Genomic DNA, 16,872 nt, shown 5'->3' with positions numbered 1-16,872 from the left:
TACCGACCGCGTCCGACGCCGGGCCGCGCCCGTCCCCACGGCCCCACGTCACCGCAGCCCCACGGCCCCGCGTCCCCCGTGGCGCCGCGCCCCACGGGCTACCGTGACGCGTCGGCGACCGCCTGCGGCAGCGCCGTCGGGTCCGTCCAGGCCCCCTCCCACCGCTGGCCGTCGATCGTGATGGTCGGCGTGCCCCGGAACGCGGGGTCGGCGCTCGCCGCGGCCGAGGCCGAGGCCACCCACTGCCCAAACGTCCGGCGCGCCTGGCCCGAGGCGATCGCGTCAGCGACGTCGGCGGGCACGCCGACCGCCGTCGCGCGCCGCGCGAGCTCGTCGTCGGTGAGCCCCGGCGAGCCCTCGGCGGGCTGGTCGACGAACAGCGCCTCGTGGAAGTCGAGCCAGTGCGCCGGGTCTCGGTCCGCGACCCACGCCGAGGCCGACGCCGCACGCGTGGAGTAGGCGGCGCCCTGCGAGGCGCCGTCGAGCATCGAGATCGGGCGCACGACGACGTCGGCCGTGCCGTCGGCGAGGAAGCCCTCGATCGCGTCTTTGTTGACCCGCTCGAAGTCGGCGCAGTACGGGCACATGTAGTCCACGACGATGGCCACCTCGGGCACACCCTCGGCGGCCTCTCCGCCCGCCGATCGATCAGCGCCGACCGGGATGGCGCCGTCGGCGCGCGCCGTCGACGGCACGTCGGCGACCTGACTCAGCGGCAGGTCCTCGACCGCGTTCGCGGCGTCGTCGCGGTGGGCGCGCACGAACAGCAGCACGGCGATCACCACGAGCGCGATCACCGCGAGCGCCAACACGCCGAACGTCACCACTCGGATGCGGCGCTCGCTCGCCTCCTGCCGCGCGCGCAAGGCCTGCGCCTGCGCGCGGGCGGCGTCGCGCCGCTGCGCGTTGGTCGGGTTCGTGCTGGTCATCGACGTCGTCGCCCTTCGCGCTGCGGGTCGGGCGCGCGCTCGGCCCGGATGGTGAGCGAGACTACCGACCGCCCCAGGCGAGCACCAGAGCCCCTCGGCGGCTCAGTCCCCCGAGGCCAGCACGAGCACGCGCAGGCGGCTGCCCGCGTACCAGGTGGCCGCGACGAACACCCCCGCGATGAGGGTCCAGGCGAGGCCGACGCCGACGGAGGCCGGCACCAGGCCCTGCGGCGCGATCGATCCGGTCACCGACTGCGCCCACTGCTGCACGCTCAGGTTGCGGGCGCCGGGCACGAGGTTGCCGACGAGGCTCTCCCACACCAGCGCGTAGACCAGTCCGACGACGACCGCGTGCCGGGTCAGGATCGACAGCAGCAGGAACAGCGCCCCGTACACCGCGCCCGCACACAGCGCGCCCACCCCGAAGGCGGCCACGGTGCGCGCGCTCGCGCCGAGGATCAGCGCGGCCGCCACCGTCGGCACGACGGCGAAGGCGAGGATCGCGAGCAGCGCCACGGCCAGCTTGCTGCGCACGATGGTGTGCCGCGACAGGGGTTTGGCGAGCAGGTGGACGATCGACCCGTCGTCGATCTCGGGTCCGATCACTCCGGTGCCGACGATGAGGCCGAGCAGCGGGAGGAAGGTCGCGAAGGCCACGCCCCGCAGCAGGGAGACGGCGCTCGTCTCGTCGGCCGGGGCGAGCAGGCGGGTCAGGACGGCGATGGCGACCAGCACCGCCGCGAGCGCGACGAGCAGCCAGACGCGCTTGCCGCCCAGCACGGCGCGGGCGGTGAGTCGAAGGATCGTGCGGTTCACAGGGCTCTCCTACCTCTGGACCAAGTAGGAGAAGACGCTCTCGAGCGACTCGTCCTGCGGTGTGACGTCGTACAGGCGCACGCCGGCGTCGCGCGCGACCCGTGGCAGCAGCTCGGCGAAGTGCAGGAACTCGGTCGCCTCGACCCGCAGCGTCTCGCCGTCGAGGCTGACGCCCGCCGTCGCGCGGTCGGCCACGAGCGCCGCCGCGAGCGCGCGGTTGTCATCCGAGGCGATGGTGTAGCGGTGCGGGCGGTCGGTCATGAGCCGCCGGATTTCGCGGTAGTCGCCCGACGCCGCGTGCCGGCCCGCGACGAGCACCTCGATGTGGTGGGCGAGCTGCTCGACCTCCTCCAGGATGTGCGAGCTGAACAGCACGGTGCGCCCGGCCTCGCCCATGGCGCGCAGCAGGCCGATCAGGTGCAACCGCTGGCGCGGGTCCATGCCGTTGAACGGCTCGTCGAGCAGCAGCACGGCCGGGTCGTGGACGAGCGCGGCGGCCATCTTGACCCGCTGCCTCATCCCCTTGGAGTACTCGCCGATCTTGCGGTCCGCCGCGTCGAGCATCGCGACCGTCTCCAGGGCGCGGCGCGCGGCGGCGCCCGGGTCGGCGAGCCCGTGCAGCTCGGCGCTCGCGAGGACGAACTGCCCGCCGGTCAGGTAGTCGAAGGTCGCCTCACGCTCCGGGACGAGGCCGAGCGTGCGGTAGGCCTCCGGGTGGCGCCAGACCGCCGCGCCGTCGAGCGTCACCGTTCCGGCCGACGGCGGCAGGAAGCCCGCCAGCATGTGGATCAGCGTCGACTTGCCGGCGCCGTTGGGCCCCAGCAGCCCGGTGATCCCGGGCCCGACGCGCATCGTGACGTCGTTGACGGCCACGACGTTGCCGTACCACCGCGAGCACGCGGCGACCTCCAGGGTGGACATCAGGCCTTGACCTTCCGGTAGCGGCGCAGCAGCGCGGCGTAGCTCGCGGCCACGACCAGGAGCGCCGCAAGGAGGAAGACGGCGCCGGCCACGCCGTCGGGCGGACCCGCCGCCGTCGAGGCGTCGGCGCCGAACGCCCACACCTGCACTCCGTCGACCAGGGTCATGGGTGACAGCATCCCCAGCCATCCGGCCAGGGTCGGGTCGCCGGCCTGCACGGCGGCGACGTCCTGCAGCCCGGAGACGACGGCGAAGCTGAGCGTCAGCACCGTGATGACGCTGGCGATCCCAAACCCGCGACGCCCCGTGAGCGAGGCGATCACCGTCGCGATCGACGCCAGGACCAGCGCGAAGAGCGCGGCTCCGGCCAGCGCCTGGAGGACCTGCGCGGTCTGCTCCCCGGCGTCGAACTGGGCGGCGAGCGCGCCCAGGTACATCAGCAGCAGGGGCGCGGCGAGCAGGATGAAGACCGCCGCCGCGACGGCGGCGAGCTTGGCCAGCGCGTAGTCGGCGCGCGCCAGCGGCCGCGAGAGGTACAGCGGCAGCGTGTGATAGCGCAGGTCGAGCGAGACGGCCTGCGGAGCCGCCACGGCGAGGAAGATCGCCAGCGCGCCCTGGGTGACCATGGCGAACCGGGTGTAGGGCAGCACGGGCTCGGTCAGCCCCTGCCGTGCCCCGACCACCGAGACCGCCGCGAGCACCACCGCGGGCAGCAGCATCACGGTGGCCATCCCGAACGGCACCACCTTGGATCGGGCGGCGCGCCCCAGACCGAACACGCCGCGCAACGTGTGCGTGAACAGCGCGAAGGTGATGGCGCGGCGATCGAGCCGTGGACCGGTGTAGCCGCGGTAGCCGATGTCATGGATGACACCGGGTCCGGGCGCCTCAGACGACGACATCGGCCGTCCTTTCGTCGAAGACCTCGCTGATGTGGTGGCGGCGGCGTTCCAGGCGGACCAGGCCATAACCCTGCTCGGCGACGACGTCGCGCACCGTGTCGTACGTCTCCTCACCGGCCAGGTCCACCAGGACGAGGCTCCCCTCGCGCACCGCCCGCAGGCCGCGCGCGGCGAGCGCCGCGACGGCGATGCCCGCGTCGGCGGTGACCTCGACCGCGAGCTGGGCGCTGGCCTGCGTGAACTCGGCGACCGACGAAGAGCGCAGCAGCACCCCCGCGTCGAGGACGACGACGTCGTCGCAGACGCGCTCAAGCTCGCCGAGCAGGTGCGAGGTCACCAGGACGGAGATCCCGAAGTCGTCGTAGACGCGGCGCACGAGGGCGAGCATCTCGTCGCGCCCGACGGGGTCGAGGCCGTTGGTGGGCTCGTCGAGGAAGACGACCTGGGGGTCGTGCACGAGCGCCTGGGCGAGCTTGACGCGCTGGCGCATGCCGGTCGAGTAGCCGCCGATCGGCCGGTACCGCTCCTCGTAGAGCCCCACATGGCGCAGCGTGTCGGCGGTGCGCTCGCGTGCGGCGTCGAGCGGGAGGCCCGCCATGCGCGCCAGGTGCACCACCAGCTCGGTCGCCGAGACGTCGCCGGGCAGGCAGTCGTGCTCGGGCATGTAGCCGACCCGCCGGCGCAGCGCGGCGCCGTCGGAGGCGATGTCGTGGCCGAGCACGCTCGCGCCCCCGCCGGTGGGGTCCTCGACGCCGAGGAGGATCTTGATGAGTGTGGACTTGCCCGCGCCGTTGGCGCCGACCAGCCCGGTCACGCCCGCGCCGATCTCGACCGTGAGCCGGTCGAGGGCGGTCACGCGCGGATAGCGCTTGGTGAGCTGGTGGGTTGTGATGACGGGCACGGGCCGACCGTAGTGCCGCGCGGCGCGCCGCGGAAGGCGTGACGGCGAGAGTTCAGGGGAAGTTCAGGGTCGCCTCGGGGTGAGTCCTGGCGCCCGCAGCGTGTCCGCGGCGTGGCCCACGACCCGCCAGTGGCCGCCGTGCTCGTCGCACACCAGCCCGACGTTGCGGCACCGCGCGCAGGTGACTTTGCCGAGCAGGCCGCTCGCACGCCCCCCGTTGCAGGAGGGGCAGTCGTGCAACGGACGGTGGCACTGCGCGCAGGACATGGTCGCGCTCCTTGAGCTCAGACGGTGCGCGCGGGCCTCGTTCTGGGCCGCCGCGCGGGCGGGCTGCCGGATCGAGCCCACACCGCACATCCTGGCCAAGCGCGCCCGGCCGAACCCCGCCTGGGCGCGGTCGCGGATTCCGTCCGGATCCGGACGGAGCGGCGAACCGCGCGGACCCGCGGCCTGCGGCCCGCCGACGCTCACAGGCACATCGGATCTCCCAGGCTGATGTGCTCGCCGTCCACGGTGATCTCGCCGACGGCGCACACCCGGGTGTCCGGCGTGGGCCGCACCAGCAGCGTGGTGTAGGCGCTCTGGGCGTCCGGCTCGGTCGTGTCCTGCCGGTCGTCCGCCTCTGGCCCGGTCTGGCGGAAGATGCTCGCCGAGACGAGGTTCCCCGCGGCCTTGCCGTCGTAGCGCGTGATGCGCGCCCACCCCGCCTGGCACGCGTCCGACCAGACGATCTCCAGCAGGGTGTCGTTCGCGCGCGTCTCGGCGGCGGCGACCGCGGCGTCGCTCACGCAGTCGGTCAGGGCGGGGTCCTGCCCCGTGGTCACCGCGATGCGCGCCTCGGCGGAGACCGCCGGGGCCTGCGATTGGTCGGCAGCGGCCGCCGCGGCGCCGGCCGGGCCGGCGGCGAGGTGGACACCCCACCCGCCGACGGCGGCGCCGACCACGGCCGCCGCCACGGCGAGCCAGGTCGCGGCGACCGCGCTCACGGTCCGGCGCGCGCGCTCGGGCGCTGCGGCGTCCCCGGACGGCGCGCCTGCGGCCATCGCCGCGAGCGCCTCCGGGAGTCGGACGTTCGCCTCGAGCGCGGCCCGCCGAGCGGCGAACGAGGCGACGTCGCCGCCGAACAGCCCGACGACGGCCGTGACCGTGCGCTCGCTGGGCAGGCGCTTGCCGGCGAACGCGTCCGACAGGACGGTCTTCGACACGCCCGTGCGGTGGGCGAGAGCCTCGAGCGTCGGGTTGCCCGCGCCCATGCGCAGGTCGCGCAGGTCGCTCGCCACCTGGGCGATGGTGTCGTTGTCGAAGGCGGGCGACATACGCGTCTCCTCGGGTCTGGGCCGCTGCGCGCGAGCGGCCGACGGCGCTGGGTGGCTGTGCCGATCCCGCTGCGTTCGGCCGCCTCGTCGGCGCGCTTCGTCGGGATCGCACACATTGCGTCGTCGGAAGGATCCCGGGTCGCCGGAGCGCCGAGGGCGTGTTCCCGGCACTCAGCGGGGGTTTCACCCCCCGAGATCACCCGCTGCGACCGGGCCGGCCCCAGGTCAGCGGCCCTGCTCCCGGCGTCTGCCATCACCGCGCGGTCTTGACCTGCGCCGACGCGTCCTCTACCGTCCCGGCCAGGTCACGAGCTCAGCCCGCACGCCTCCGGACGTGGGCTGACGGCAACCGCGTCGCCCGACACGGTGCCCTCCGGAGAAGACCCGGGTCGACGCCCCCACAGCGTCAGCCAAGCCGGGCTGACCCCCGCCGTCGGGCGGGGCGAGCCCTCCACGGAGGCGCAGATGACGCACAGCACCCCTCGACGCAACGAGCCCCACGACGTTCCGGCGAGCCGCCGCGACGCAGACCTCATCCCGTGGCAGGTCAAGGAGGAGCACCGTGGGCAATACCCGCTCGCGATGCTGCGCCTGGAGAGCAGACGGCGCGCGAGCCTCCCGCTCTCGGCGCTGGAGGTCCGCCGGCTCGACTCCTGGCTGGGCGACCTCGCCGAGCGCGGCGTCGTCGTCCTCTACGACCCCGACACCCCCGACGGCTTCTACCTGGTCCCCCGCGCAGGCCGTGACGACGATGTGATCCGGCGGCCGGCCGGGTCGCGGTAGCGGAACGCTCCCCCGGGCGCGGCCCGCCACGCCTCCGCCGAGCCCTATGAGCCTCGTCGCGCGACGGGTCGCGTCGGCGGGCGGGGCGAGATCGGTGTGCTCGGGCGATGATGCTCGGACGCACGATCGAAGGAGCGTCCTTGCCGAAGAACAGCCACCGAGCGCCGCTGCGTGAGCGCGTGCTGCGCCTTGGCCGCGTCGGGTGGGCCGTGGTGGGCATCGCGGCCGCGGTGGTCGTCGTCTACTCGGCCGTGTCGATGCTCAGCGGCCTCGCGGTCCCCCTGGTGGTCGCGGTCGTGCTGGGTGTCCTGCTGCACCCGGTGGTCGACTGGCTCGAACGGCGCGGCCTGCCGCGCGGGATCGGCGCGTCACTGGTGCTGGTCGCGCTGGCCGTCGTGGTGGGCGTCGCGGTGTGGGTCACCGTCGTCGGCGTCATCGAGCAGTCCACGGAGATCGTCGACCGCCTGACCGTCGGCCTGACGGAGCTCGCCTCGCTTGAGGTGCAGTTCGCGGGCGCGGCGGTGGACCTGTCGGTGGTCGACCTGGGCGAGGCGACCCAGGCGATCAGCGGCGGGATCGCGTCGCTGTTCGGCAGCGTGTTCTCAGGCGCGGCGGCGTTCGCGATGGGGACGTTCATCGCCGTGTTCTTCCTGTTCTACATCCTGGCGGACTGGGCCCGCGTCAAGGGCTTCGTCATGCGGTACACCGCGATCGGCGCGACGTCAGGCCACGACGTCGTCGAGGAGGCCACGATCACGCTGCGCCGCTACTTCGGCGCGATGACCCTCTCGAACCTGATCGCGGCGGTCCTCATCGCGCTCGCCGCCGCGTTGATGGACGTGCCGCTGGCGTTCTCGATCGGGCTCGTGACCTTCGTGACCTCCTATGTCCCGTTCCTCGGAGCGATCTTCTCCGGAGCGTTCGCGGTGCTCATCGCGCTCGGGTCGCGCGGCCCGGTCCACGCGCTCGTCCTGCTCGGCGTGATCCTGGTGATGCAGAACCTGCTGCAGACCCTCATCCTCACCAAGCTCTCCTCCGATCGGCTGCGCCTGCACCCCATCGTCAACCTCGGCTCGACCGTCGCGGGCACCGTGTTCGCCGGCCTGCTCGGCGCGACGCTGTCCGCTCCCCTGGTGGTCATGCTGCGCGACGTCGTCGGACACCTGCGCGAGCGCCCGGACGACGGCGAGGCGCCTCGCCCCACGCCAGCCGCCCCGGCGCCGTCGCCGGAGGAGGACGCCCCGTAGGCCCAGCGACCGTGGGACTGGCCAGGAGTCGGACGACGGCGGCACCCCGAGATGCGACCCGACGCACCGCTCCCAAGTCGCAGCGAGCGGGTCGCCGAAGGCCTCGACCTCGCGCCGCGGCTCAGTGTCACTCGTGTTGAGCATCGCGAGGCGACGGCGCCGCAGCAGGCTGACCGCAGCGGCTCTCCCCACCAGTTCGGGTGGGCCACGAATGGGCGAGCGCGTGCGCGAAGCTCGTGGGCCGGGGATGCGCGACGACGACCATCGACTGCCTCACGAGACTGAGCCCCGACAACGACCCACCCTTCCGACCAGGCTGGCACCCTGATGTCGCGCGCGACGCCAGGGTGTGCGGCGTCGCAAGGCTCCCCGCCGCAGGCTCCGCCGGGGGTGCGGGAGGCTGGGCGCATGACCGAGCCCGCGCCGCTGACACACGTCGTCATCGAGTCCGACCCGCAGTACGACGACCCCGCGCCGATCCGGATCCTCCCCGGGCAGGTTGTGACGGTGACCCAGGAGACGGCGACGGAGTTCCCGGCGTTCGTGCACGTCACCACGCCCAGGGGCGAGGGCTGGGTGCCGCGCCGACACCTCGACGGAGCGCGCCCGGCCGCCGCCGTCCTGCGCGCCTACGACACGACCGTCCTGATGCCCCAGGTGGGTGACCGCGTCGCCGCGGTCGAAGAGGACACCGACTCCGGGTGGACCTGGTGCCGCGACCAGGTGGGACGCGAGGGCTGGGTCATGACCCGCGCGCTGCGCCCGCTCTCCGTGGGCGGCGGACGCATCAACCCCGTGCGGATCTCGGGCTAGGCCCCGCGAACGCCCGCCCTCTCCACACGGCCTCGCATACCGGCTCGCACACCGGGTCACCTGCGGCGCCACGACGGCGCGGCGTTGACCCCGCGCGTCGTCGCTCTCTCGCCTACCTCGGGCGGCCGGACTCGGACACCGCGCACGCGGTCGTCACGCGCACCTCACCGACGCCCTGGTCGAAGCCGACGTGGGCCGAGGCGACCGTGGACGTCGCCTCGGGGGTGAGCCAGTACTCGCCCCGCATGACGTCGACGCCGTCGACGCCGCCACCGTTCCAGGCCCTGACGATCGCCTCGGCGACGTCCTCGTTGGCCTGGGTGATAAGCAGGAAGTCGACGTTGTCTGACGCGGTGGCCAGGTCCCGCGTCGTGAAGCGGCCGTAGAGCTCGAGCGCTGTGCCCGGCCCTCCGACGACGTCGGCGCAGGGCGCCTCGGTGATGGCCATCGGCTGCTGCCACAGCAGACTCGGACCGCCGACGTCCTGGGCCTGCGCTTGAAGCACGGCCAACTCGGCGCGGGCCAGGTCGAGCGAGACAGGGGCTGGCGCCGGTGTGGGGCTGGGCGACGACGTCGCTCCGGGTGCGGGTATCCGCGCCGCTGCGGCGGCCTCAGCCTCGGCCGTGTCAGCCTGTGCGTCTCGCTCAGCGGCCTGCGCCCGCGCCTGCGCAGGCGGCTCGGCGGCGTCCGTCGCCAGTGCCCACCAGCCGCCGAGAACACCCACCGCGGCCAGCACGAGCCCGAACGCCCAGCGGCCGCTCGCCCCCCGCGCCAGGCCGAACCGCCGCACCAGCCAGATGAGGGCGCACCCCACGCCCGCCACGAGGAGGCCGACAGTCACGACGGCAAGCCACGGGGTCCCCAGCCGCTCGACGCGGTCGCCGGCCAGACACCAGGACCGTGGTGGGAAGCCCTGACCGCCGACGTACACGGTGCGCGACTCGGTGACGCCCAGACGCGACGCGCACAACTCGGTCGGCTCCAGAGCGAAGCCGTTCTCGACCCAACTCCAGAGCAGTGCGGTCCAGGTCGCCAGACCCGCGGTGGTCGCCGCGGCGAGCCACACGCCACCGCGGCGCGGCGTGGCGACGTCGTCGGGCGCATGAGGACGGGTGGCCTGCCGGCGCCCCGCGACCAGCACCGAGAGCGCTCCCGTCACGGCGCAGATCGCCAACACCGGAACACCGAGCGGCCACGTGGTCAACACCACCAGGGGCAGGCCGACCGCCGCCGTCGCGGCGAGTCCGCCGACGAGGGCGCTGACGGCGAGTGGGGCCCGGGCGCCGCACAGGGCCCGGGCGACGCCACCGGCGGCAAGACCGGCGGCTCCGCTGCAAAGCAGCGAGATCGGCAGGCCGACGACGAGGGCGATCGCGGTGAGCCAGAGCGCGCCCATCACCCCGGGGAAGTCAGGGTCGTGGTCGGTCGCGACTACGAGCGTCGACCCGATCGTCAGGGCCACGGCCGTGGTCACCGGGCCGATCCAGAGCGCGTGCGCGGCGACACGCAGCGCAGTGGGGCCGGGCCGCGGCGCGGGCGGCTCTTCGGGCAGGGGCACGCCGTCATGGTGGCGGGCTGATGAGCGCCTCACGGGTGCGGCGGCGTCGTGCGTCCAGACGTGCCCCGAACCTTCACAGGCCCGCCGCAGCGCACGAGCCGACCGCAACGTACAGGCCCACCACGGCGATCTGGGACGACGTCGTCATCCGGCGTCCGGATCCGCCGGCGCCTCCCCGCTCCGATCCGGCCTGCGGGGGCGCGCGCCGAGCAGGTAGCCCGCCCCGGAACCGACGAGCAGGGCGCCGAGCGCCGTGACGCTCAGCGTCAGCCAGGGTGCGGGCCAACTGATCGTGAAGGCCTGGTCGCTCAGCGGCGCGTACGCGAACCAGCCGAATGCCGCGCTGTGGTGCCACCGCCAACCCAGCCACACGCCCAACGCGGTCAGAATGACGCCGACGACGATCATGGCGACGGCGATCATCCTCGCAACGCGCCGACGCGCCGGAGCGTTCGTGCTCATGCCGTCACGGTAGCGGGCGCCCGGGCGCTGTGGAAGCGCTCGGTGCCTGGGGCCACGCCCGGCGATCCCGGAGTGTCACGCAACCGACGAGGGCGCCGATCGCCGCGCTGAGACCGGCGTATCCGAGCAGGTCGAGCCCGCGCGGGGTGGCGGAGACCATGACGCACGTCATCGCCAACGCCATGACGGGGTCGCCCACCTGGCTCCAGCCGCCGGGCGCGAACGGCGCGAACGCGGCGACGAGCAGCACGCTCCCGATCGTGTAGCCCAGGACGACACGCACGGCCCATCGTGTGACCAGCCTGCCGAGGGTCATGCGCGGGTCCGCGTCCGCCAGGCGGGGGCGAGGCACCAGGGGCCGAGCGCGAGGGCGACGACGAGCGCGCCGCACCCACTCACCAGGGCGGCGGGCGCCGACCTGGTCAGGAGGGCCGCCGCCCCGGCCGCGACCACGGGGATCGGGACGAGCATCCAGCGCACGACGGCGACGGGCCACCGGCGAGGGGCGGCGAACACGAGGCATGCGTTAAGGAGTCCGGCGACCACCCCAGCGAAGAGTCCGATGGTCGCGGCAGGCGGCGCCCAGCCCAAGGCGTCTGAGGCGCCCAAGGTCGCGAGGGAGCCGCCTCCGGCGAGCCACGCCGCAGCGAGCAGAGCGCTCGGCCCGAGCAGCGTGCCCGCGGCCGCGCTCACGCCGAGCAGACGCGCGAGGACGCGCAGCGTCGCCGTCCTGCTGACGAAGGTCTCATCGACCCGCACGGTGGACATCGGCCGCCTCCCGCCTCGGGCCGCTCGCCGTCGGCCCCACGAAGTTGATCGACTGATCAAATCACCTGAGTGAACCATACGATGCCCTCATGACGGAGGGGAACGAGCAGGCCAGCGCGCGCGGAGCGCAGACACGGCGGCGGCTCCTCGACGGGGCGGAGGCCGTCCTGCGCAGGAGCGGGTACGCGGGAGCGTCCGCCCGCACGATCGGCGCGGCCGCCGGGGTGAACGCGGCGCTCGTCTTCTACCACTTCGGCGGCGTCGACCAGCTCCTGCTCGCCACCCTGGACCGGTCGTCCGCCCGGCGCATGCAGGCGCACCGCGCCACGGCGGCCCGCGCCCGGACGGTCGAGGAGCTCGTCGAGGCAGCCGTCACGATCTACCGCGCGGATCTTGAGGACGGCTACCTCGCGCAGTTCAGCGAGTTGGTGGCCGCCGCGGTCACCAAACCCGCGCTGCGCACGGAGATCAACGCCCGCGCTGAGCCCTGGGTCGCGTTCGTCGAGGAGCACTGGCAGCGCGTCGTCGTCGGCACACCCCTCGCGCGGCTGCTCCCGGCGCGCGACGTCGCCAACGCCGCGATCACCTACTACCTCGGCGCCAACCTGTTCTCCGTCATCGACCCGACCGGCGCCCGCACCGAGGGCGTGTTCGACCTCGCCCGCCGCCTCGCCCCGCGCACCCGGCTCCTCACGCTCCGGTTGCCGCGGCGATAGTCCCAACCGGGACTCGTCGCGCCGGAGGACGCCCGGTTAGACGTGGAGCCGATACAGGCGTTCGCCGCCGTAACGGGTGAACCCGCAGCGGGCAAGGATCGGGCCCGACGTCTCGATGCGGCCCTTCACCAGCGCGAGAGTCGCGCCCCACTCCCGCGCGATGCGCAGCCGCTCGGCCAGCACCGCCCGGTACGCGCCCTTGCCGCGCTGGTCGGGCAGGGTGCCAGCGCCCCACAGGCGCGCGACCTTGCCCGCCGCTGCCTCCGGCCCCGCCGCAAGCGTGCATCCGCCCGCCGCTGCGGCGAGCCCGTCGCCGACCCGGCCGAGGACGCGGAAGCCCGCCCGGGCGGCGAGGTCGCGTTCGCCCTCACCCAGGTCGGCCTCGAGCCGCTCCTGCGTCAACGGCTGTTGCCGCCAGACGGCGACGTCCACGGCGTCCACCGCCAGGCGTTGCTCGCGCGTGGTGACGACCTCGGCGGTCACCGACGTCGGGACGGCGAGGTCGGGAAGTGTGTCGAGGCGGAGCGCGAGCACGTCCACGGTGTCCTCGAGCGTGGCCCGGCGGCGGATCAGCGTCTGCTCCAGGTCGGCGGGCCGGTCGTCATCGGTGGCCCACCATCCGACGCTCGGGCGGCCCCAGAGGCGCGTCTGGTCGAGGGACGCGTCGAGGAGCGCCGCTGCGTCGCGCGTCGAGTCGGCGCGGCTGGCGATGACACCGATGCCCGACCACTGCGGGTAGCGGATGATCCGGAAGTCCGACTCAACGCTCTGAGCGTCGTCGGGGATCCACGACCAGTCCGCGGCGGCCTGGAGCACTCGCTGCGCTGGCCACGTCGTCACGGGGCCGAGGCTACCCAACGTCAGTCACGGATCGGCTCGCCGTCCTCGAGGGCACACGCGTCCACCGCGTCATGCGGCCGCGGCGCGTGCCAGCGCAGCGGCGACCGCGGGCACCTCGTCACGGAGCAGTCCGAGCGACACGCGCACGTGGTCGCCCCCGCGTGGCTGCGCCGTCGCGTGGAACGGTGCGCCGGGTGAGACGCGGATGCCGGCGGCCGCCAATTGCGCCACCGCGCGCTGCTCGTCACGCACCGGCAGCCACAGGTTGATGCCGTCGCCGAGCGGCAGGTCCACGTGATGCTCGGCCAGCGCCCCCAGCAGCGCACGGCGACGGGCGTGGTAGACGCGTCGTGCGTGCGAGACGACGTCGATCACCTCACCGTCGTCGAGCATGTCGGCGAGCATCCGCTGCACGAGCCGGCTCGTCCACCCCGGCCCGAGCATGCGGCGTCGCACGACGGCGTCGAGCACCCTGGCCGGCCCGCCGACCGCGGCGATGCGCAGGTCCGGACCGTGCGACTTGGAGAAGGACCGCACGTGGACGACCCGGTCCGGGAGGAAGCCGCCGAGCGTCACGTCACGCGCCGAGGCGATCTGGCCTGAGTGGTCGTCCTCGATCACGAGCACGTGCGGGTGCGCACGCAACACCCGGGTCAGCTCACGCGCGCGCGTGGGTGACATATCGACTCCTGTCGGGTTCTGCGCCCGCGGCTGCAGCACGAGCACGCGGGCCCCCGCATCGAGCGCCTTCGCGAGGGAGCCCGGCCGCACCCCCGCGCGGTCGAGGGCGACAGGCGCCCGCACGGCTCCGAGCTGGTCGAGCAGGTCGAAGAAGGGCGGGAAACCCGGATCCTCGACTGCGACCGGGTCGCCAAACCTCACCACCTGCTCCAGCGTCCGCGCGATCGCGTCCATCCCTCCGTTGACCACCGTCAGACGTTGGGCCTGGAACGGCCACGACTGGCGCAGCAGGCCTTCGAGCTCGGGCAGGAGCGGCACGTCGACGTAGCGGTGGGTGTCGGCGACCGGCGCGAGTCCAGCCGCCCGGACGAGAGCTTTCCGCATCGACGGCAGGAGCAGCGGGTCAGGCGTGCCGGAGGACAGGTCGAGCCAAGGCTCAGGCGTCTGCCGACCGGGTTCGTCGGCGCTGCCCGACAGGCGCTGGTAGCGCGGCGGCAGCCACGTCGCGGCCGGGGGCAGCACATGCGTGCCGGCACGCCCGCGCGAGGCGATCAACCCGACCGCGGACAGCGCTTGGAACGCAGCGCTGACGGTCCCGGGGCTGACCCCGAGCGCGCTCGCGAGCGCGCGCACCGTCGGGAGGCGGTCGCCGGGTTGGAGCCGCCCCGAGCGCACCAGCCACGACACCGTGGCGGCGATCGCGCTGGGGTCGGTCCCGCGCGCGTGCTCCGCGACCGTCCCCGCGTCCATCCGTGCCGGGCGCCCGGGCTGCACCTCCACGTTTTACCTCCTGGTCACTGGCGGCCTCGGCGGGGTTACGCCGCAGAAATGTTCAACCTCGATAGTCACATTCATTCGATCACCCGGCAGGTACGGAGGAGCAGAACATGAGCGTCGTGCGCGTCGCGTTCACCCAGGCACGATGGACCGGTGACAAGGAGTCGATGATCCGCCTCCACGAGGAGTGGACCCGCCAGGCGGCCTCGGCCGGCGCCCAGATCATCGCCTTCCAGGAGCTGTTCTACGGCCCGTACTTCGGAATCACCCAGGACACCGCGTACTACGACTACGCGGAGTCGGTGCCGGGACCGACGACGGAGCGATTCGCCGCCCTCGCCAAAGAGCTCGGCATCGTCATGGTGCTGCCGGTGTACGAAGAGGAGCAGCCCGGCGTCCTCTACAACACCGCCGCCGTGATCGACGCCGACGGCGCCTTCCTCGGCAAGTACCGCAAGCACCACATCCCCAACCTGCCCAAGTTCTGGGAGAAGTTCTACTTCCGGCCGGGCAACCTGGGCTATCCCGTCTTCGAGACCGCGTACGGCCGGATCGGCGTCAACATCTGCTACGACCGCCATTTCCCCGAGGGGTGGCGCATCCTCGCGCTCCACGGCGCGCAGATCATCTTCAACCCCAACGCCACGGCGCCGGGCATCTCGAACAAGCTCTGGGAGATCGAGCAGCCCGCCGCCGCCGTCGCCAACGGCGTGTTCATCGTCGCGAACAACCGCGTCGGCCTTGAGGACAACGAGTACGGCGCGCAGGCCGTGCCGTTCTACGGCTCCTCCTACGCCGTCGGCCCCGACGGCAACTATGTCGGCGAGGTCGGATCGTCCACCGAGGACCAGTTGCTCATCCGCGATCTGGACCTGGACCAGATGCGCGTCGTGCGTGAGCGCTGGCAGTTCTTCCGCGACCGCCGCCCGGAGGCGTACGGGCCGATCGTCGCGCCCTGAGCCTCACGCAGCCCCGGTGGACCCGCACCAGCGAAAGGACCAACAGTGAAGACCCTCATCAGCGGCGGCACGGTCGTCAGCTCCACCGGACGAACCGTGGCTGACGTCCTCGTGGACGGAGAGACGATCGCAGCGGTGCTCGCCCCCGGATCGACCGCCCTCGGCGTCGACCTCGCGACGTCGGTCGACCGCGTGATCGACGCGAGCGGCAAGTACGTGGTCCCCGGTGGCATCGACGCCCACACGCATATGGAGATGCCTTTCGGCGGCACGTTCGCCTCCGACACCTTCGAGACCGGTACGACCGCCGCGGCGTGGGGAGGCACGACGACGATCGTCGACTTCGTCGTCCAGTACCCCGACCAGAACCCGCTGGAGCAGTACGCGCTGTGGCATGACAAGGCCGCTGGGCAGTGTGCGATCGACTACGGGTTCCACCAGATCCTGTCGGATGTGCAGGACTCCTCGCTCAAGGCGATGGACGAGCTCGTCGCAGAGGGCGTCACCAGCTTCAAGCTCTTCATGGCATACCAAGGCGTCTTCCTGTCCGACGACGGACAGATTCTGCGGGCGATGCAGAAGGCGTCGGACAACGGCGCGATGATCATGATGCACGCCGAGAACGGCTCGGTCATCGACGTCCTGGTCCGCCAGGCGCTCGAAGCCGGCAACACCTCGCCCTACCATCACGGGCTCACCCGCCCGTGGCAGGCCGAGGCGGAGGCGACCAGCAGGGCCATCATGCTCGCCGACCTCACCGGCGCCCCGTTGTACGTGGTGCACGTGTCCGCCAAGCAGGCGGTCGAGCAGATCGCGATCGCACGCGACAAAGGCCAGAACGTCTTCGGCGAGACCTGCCCGCAGTACCTCTATCTCTCGCTTGAGGAGCAGCTCGCGGCGCACAGCGAGCGGTGGGGCGCGTTCGAAGGCGCCAAATGGGTGTGCTCGACGCCGTTGCGCTCCCGAGCGGAAGGGCACCAGGACCACATGTGGCAGGCGCTGCGGACCAATGACGTACAACTCGTCTCCACCGACCACTGCCCGTTCTGCATGAAGGACCAAAAGGAGCTCGGACTCGACAACTTCGCCAAGATCCCCAACGGCATCGGGTCGGTCGAGCACCGGATGGACCTGATGTACCAGGGCGTCGTCTCTGGGCAGATCTCGCTCGAGCGATGGGTGGAGATCACCTCGACCACCCCGGCCCGCATGTTCGGGATGTGGGGGCGCAAGGGCGTCATCGCACCGGGGGCCGACGCCGACGTCGTGGTCTACGACCCGGCGGGGCACACGAGCATCGGGGTGGGCAAGACCCACCACATGAACATGGACTACTCCGCCTGGGAGGGCTTCGAGGTCGACGGCCACGTCGACCTCGTCATGTCCCGCGGGACGGTCCTCGTCTCCGACGGGGCGTTCCACGGCAGGCCCGGTCACGGCCAGTACGTCCGCCGCGGTCTGTCCCAGTACCTCCTGTGAGCCC

Annotated in this window: 18 protein-coding genes and 1 riboswitch; of the genes, 6 read left to right on the top strand and 12 right to left on the bottom strand. The window is 73.0% G+C overall.

Going from position 1 to position 16,872, the window contains the following annotated elements:
- Positions 1-98: 98 nt before the first annotated feature.
- The 6 genes from EV386_RS03285 to EV386_RS03260 form a co-directional block, all read right to left on the bottom strand.
- Positions 99-929: a DsbA family protein gene (locus EV386_RS03285; protein ID WP_130412296.1), complete on the bottom strand. Its 831-nt coding sequence runs from the start codon at positions 927-929 to the stop codon at positions 99-101.
- A gap of 102 nt (positions 930-1,031) precedes the next feature.
- Positions 1,032-1,745, bottom strand: coding sequence for an ABC transporter permease (locus tag EV386_RS03280; RefSeq protein WP_130412294.1), 714 nt, complete (start codon positions 1,743-1,745; stop codon positions 1,032-1,034).
- Between the two features lie 9 nt (positions 1,746-1,754).
- On the bottom strand, positions 1,755-2,666 hold the full coding sequence (locus EV386_RS03275) for an ABC transporter ATP-binding protein (RefSeq protein ID WP_130412292.1): 912 nt from the start codon (positions 2,664-2,666) through the stop codon (positions 1,755-1,757).
- The gene (locus EV386_RS03270) at positions 2,666-3,568 is read right to left on the bottom strand and encodes an ABC transporter permease (RefSeq protein WP_130412290.1); all 903 of its coding nucleotides are present in this window, start codon (positions 3,566-3,568) and stop codon (positions 2,666-2,668) included. Before EV386_RS03270 ends, EV386_RS03275 begins: the two co-directional genes overlap by 1 nt.
- A complete protein-coding gene (locus tag EV386_RS03265) occupies positions 3,555-4,469 on the bottom strand; it encodes an ABC transporter ATP-binding protein (RefSeq protein ID WP_130412288.1) in 915 nt (304 codons plus the stop codon). The genes EV386_RS03270 and EV386_RS03265 overlap by 14 nt, the downstream gene beginning before the upstream one ends.
- Before the next feature lie 467 nt (positions 4,470-4,936).
- Positions 4,937-5,785 carry a DUF2690 domain-containing protein gene (locus EV386_RS03260; protein ID WP_130412286.1) on the bottom strand — a complete coding sequence of 283 codons (849 nt, stop codon included), beginning with the start codon at positions 5,783-5,785 and terminating at the stop codon, positions 4,937-4,939.
- A 303-nt stretch (positions 5,786-6,088) separates the two neighbouring features.
- Positions 6,089-6,208, top strand: a riboswitch (SAM riboswitch).
- Between the two features lie 42 nt (positions 6,209-6,250).
- Between EV386_RS03260 and EV386_RS03255 the strand changes: the two genes are divergently transcribed.
- The 3 genes from EV386_RS03255 to EV386_RS03245 all read left to right on the top strand — a co-directional run bounded on the left by EV386_RS03255 (position 6,251) and on the right by EV386_RS03245 (position 8,628).
- Complete coding sequence (locus EV386_RS03255) at positions 6,251-6,568, top strand: hypothetical protein (RefSeq protein WP_130412284.1); 318 nt, start codon at positions 6,251-6,253, stop codon at positions 6,566-6,568.
- A gap of 140 nt (positions 6,569-6,708) precedes the next feature.
- Positions 6,709-7,815, top strand: coding sequence for an AI-2E family transporter (locus EV386_RS03250; protein ID WP_165399819.1), 1,107 nt, complete (start codon positions 6,709-6,711; stop codon positions 7,813-7,815).
- 408 nt (positions 7,816-8,223) lie between these two features.
- Positions 8,224-8,628 carry an SH3 domain-containing protein gene (locus EV386_RS03245; protein ID WP_130412280.1) on the top strand — a complete coding sequence of 135 codons (405 nt, stop codon included), beginning with the start codon at positions 8,224-8,226 and terminating at the stop codon, positions 8,626-8,628.
- 112 nt (positions 8,629-8,740) lie between these two features.
- Here the strand turns inward: EV386_RS03245 and EV386_RS03240 are convergent, their stop codons facing one another.
- From EV386_RS03240 to EV386_RS03225, 4 genes are all read right to left on the bottom strand, one after another.
- Positions 8,741-10,186 carry a hypothetical protein gene (locus EV386_RS03240; RefSeq protein WP_130412278.1) on the bottom strand — a complete coding sequence of 482 codons (1,446 nt, stop codon included), beginning with the start codon at positions 10,184-10,186 and terminating at the stop codon, positions 8,741-8,743.
- A 144-nt stretch (positions 10,187-10,330) separates the two neighbouring features.
- On the bottom strand, positions 10,331-10,648 hold the full coding sequence (locus EV386_RS03235) for a hypothetical protein (protein WP_130412276.1): 318 nt from the start codon (positions 10,646-10,648) through the stop codon (positions 10,331-10,333).
- 4 nt (positions 10,649-10,652) lie between these two features.
- On the bottom strand, positions 10,653-10,964 hold the full coding sequence (locus EV386_RS03230) for a hypothetical protein (RefSeq protein ID WP_130412274.1): 312 nt from the start codon (positions 10,962-10,964) through the stop codon (positions 10,653-10,655).
- On the bottom strand, positions 10,961-11,416 hold the full coding sequence (locus EV386_RS03225) for a hypothetical protein (RefSeq protein WP_130412272.1): 456 nt from the start codon (positions 11,414-11,416) through the stop codon (positions 10,961-10,963). The genes EV386_RS03230 and EV386_RS03225 overlap by 4 nt, the downstream gene beginning before the upstream one ends.
- A gap of 89 nt (positions 11,417-11,505) precedes the next feature.
- On the opposite strand from EV386_RS03225, the gene EV386_RS03220 reads away from it, so the two are divergent.
- Positions 11,506-12,132, top strand: a complete 627-nt coding sequence (locus EV386_RS03220; RefSeq protein WP_130412270.1) for a TetR/AcrR family transcriptional regulator — start codon at positions 11,506-11,508, stop codon at positions 12,130-12,132.
- A gap of 36 nt (positions 12,133-12,168) precedes the next feature.
- Here EV386_RS03220 and EV386_RS03215 read toward each other — a convergent pair whose 3' ends face one another.
- Together EV386_RS03215 and EV386_RS03210 are read right to left on the bottom strand one after the other, a co-directional pair.
- On the bottom strand, positions 12,169-12,972 hold the full coding sequence (locus EV386_RS03215; protein ID WP_130412268.1) for a GNAT family N-acetyltransferase: 804 nt from the start codon (positions 12,970-12,972) through the stop codon (positions 12,169-12,171).
- A 69-nt stretch (positions 12,973-13,041) separates the two neighbouring features.
- On the bottom strand, positions 13,042-14,433 hold the full coding sequence (locus tag EV386_RS03210; RefSeq protein WP_242607812.1) for an aminotransferase-like domain-containing protein: 1,392 nt from the start codon (positions 14,431-14,433) through the stop codon (positions 13,042-13,044).
- 107 nt (positions 14,434-14,540) lie between these two features.
- Between EV386_RS03210 and EV386_RS03205 the strand changes: the two genes are divergently transcribed.
- Both EV386_RS03205 and hydA read left to right on the top strand, forming a co-directional pair.
- Entirely contained in the window at positions 14,541-15,389 is an 849-nt protein-coding gene (locus EV386_RS03205) for a nitrilase-related carbon-nitrogen hydrolase (protein WP_130412266.1), read from the top strand.
- Positions 15,390-15,434: 45 nt separating this feature from the next.
- Positions 15,435-16,868 (top strand): dihydropyrimidinase, encoded by a 1,434-nt coding sequence (gene hydA, locus EV386_RS03200; protein WP_130412264.1) that lies wholly within the window; start codon positions 15,435-15,437, stop codon positions 16,866-16,868.
- Positions 16,869-16,872 lie beyond the last annotated feature (4 nt).

It is taken from the genome of Xylanimonas ulmi, from assembly GCF_004216535.1.
Classification (GTDB): Bacteria; Actinomycetota; Actinomycetes; order Actinomycetales; family Cellulomonadaceae; genus Xylanimonas; species Xylanimonas ulmi.
This window is presented reverse-complemented; position numbering and strand designations above follow the sequence as displayed.

What these genes read in the sequence shown, in the direction of transcription:
- EV386_RS03285 (WP_130412296.1), bottom strand. Translation starts at nt 929, where the DNA reads ATGACCAGCACGAACCCGACCAACGCGCAGCGGCGCGACGCCGCCCGC.
- EV386_RS03275 (WP_130412292.1), bottom strand. Translation starts at nt 2,666, where the DNA reads ATGTCCACCCTGGAGGTCGCCGCGTGCTCGCGGTGGTACGGCAACGTC.
- EV386_RS03270 (WP_130412290.1), bottom strand. Translation starts at nt 3,568, where the DNA reads ATGTCGTCGTCTGAGGCGCCCGGACCCGGTGTCATCCATGACATCGGC.
- EV386_RS03260 (WP_130412286.1), bottom strand. Translation starts at nt 5,785, where the DNA reads ATGTCGCCCGCCTTCGACAACGACACCATCGCCCAGGTGGCGAGCGAC.
- EV386_RS03255 (WP_130412284.1), top strand. Translation starts at nt 6,251, where the DNA reads ATGACGCACAGCACCCCTCGACGCAACGAGCCCCACGACGTTCCGGCG.
- EV386_RS03245 (WP_130412280.1), top strand. Translation starts at nt 8,224, where the DNA reads ATGACCGAGCCCGCGCCGCTGACACACGTCGTCATCGAGTCCGACCCG.
- EV386_RS03235 (WP_130412276.1), bottom strand. Translation starts at nt 10,648, where the DNA reads ATGAGCACGAACGCTCCGGCGCGTCGGCGCGTTGCGAGGATGATCGCC.
- EV386_RS03230 (WP_130412274.1), bottom strand. Translation starts at nt 10,964, where the DNA reads ATGACCCTCGGCAGGCTGGTCACACGATGGGCCGTGCGTGTCGTCCTG.
- EV386_RS03225 (WP_130412272.1), bottom strand. Translation starts at nt 11,416, where the DNA reads ATGTCCACCGTGCGGGTCGATGAGACCTTCGTCAGCAGGACGGCGACG.
- EV386_RS03220 (WP_130412270.1), top strand. Translation starts at nt 11,506, where the DNA reads ATGACGGAGGGGAACGAGCAGGCCAGCGCGCGCGGAGCGCAGACACGG.
- EV386_RS03205 (WP_130412266.1), top strand. Translation starts at nt 14,541, where the DNA reads ATGAGCGTCGTGCGCGTCGCGTTCACCCAGGCACGATGGACCGGTGAC.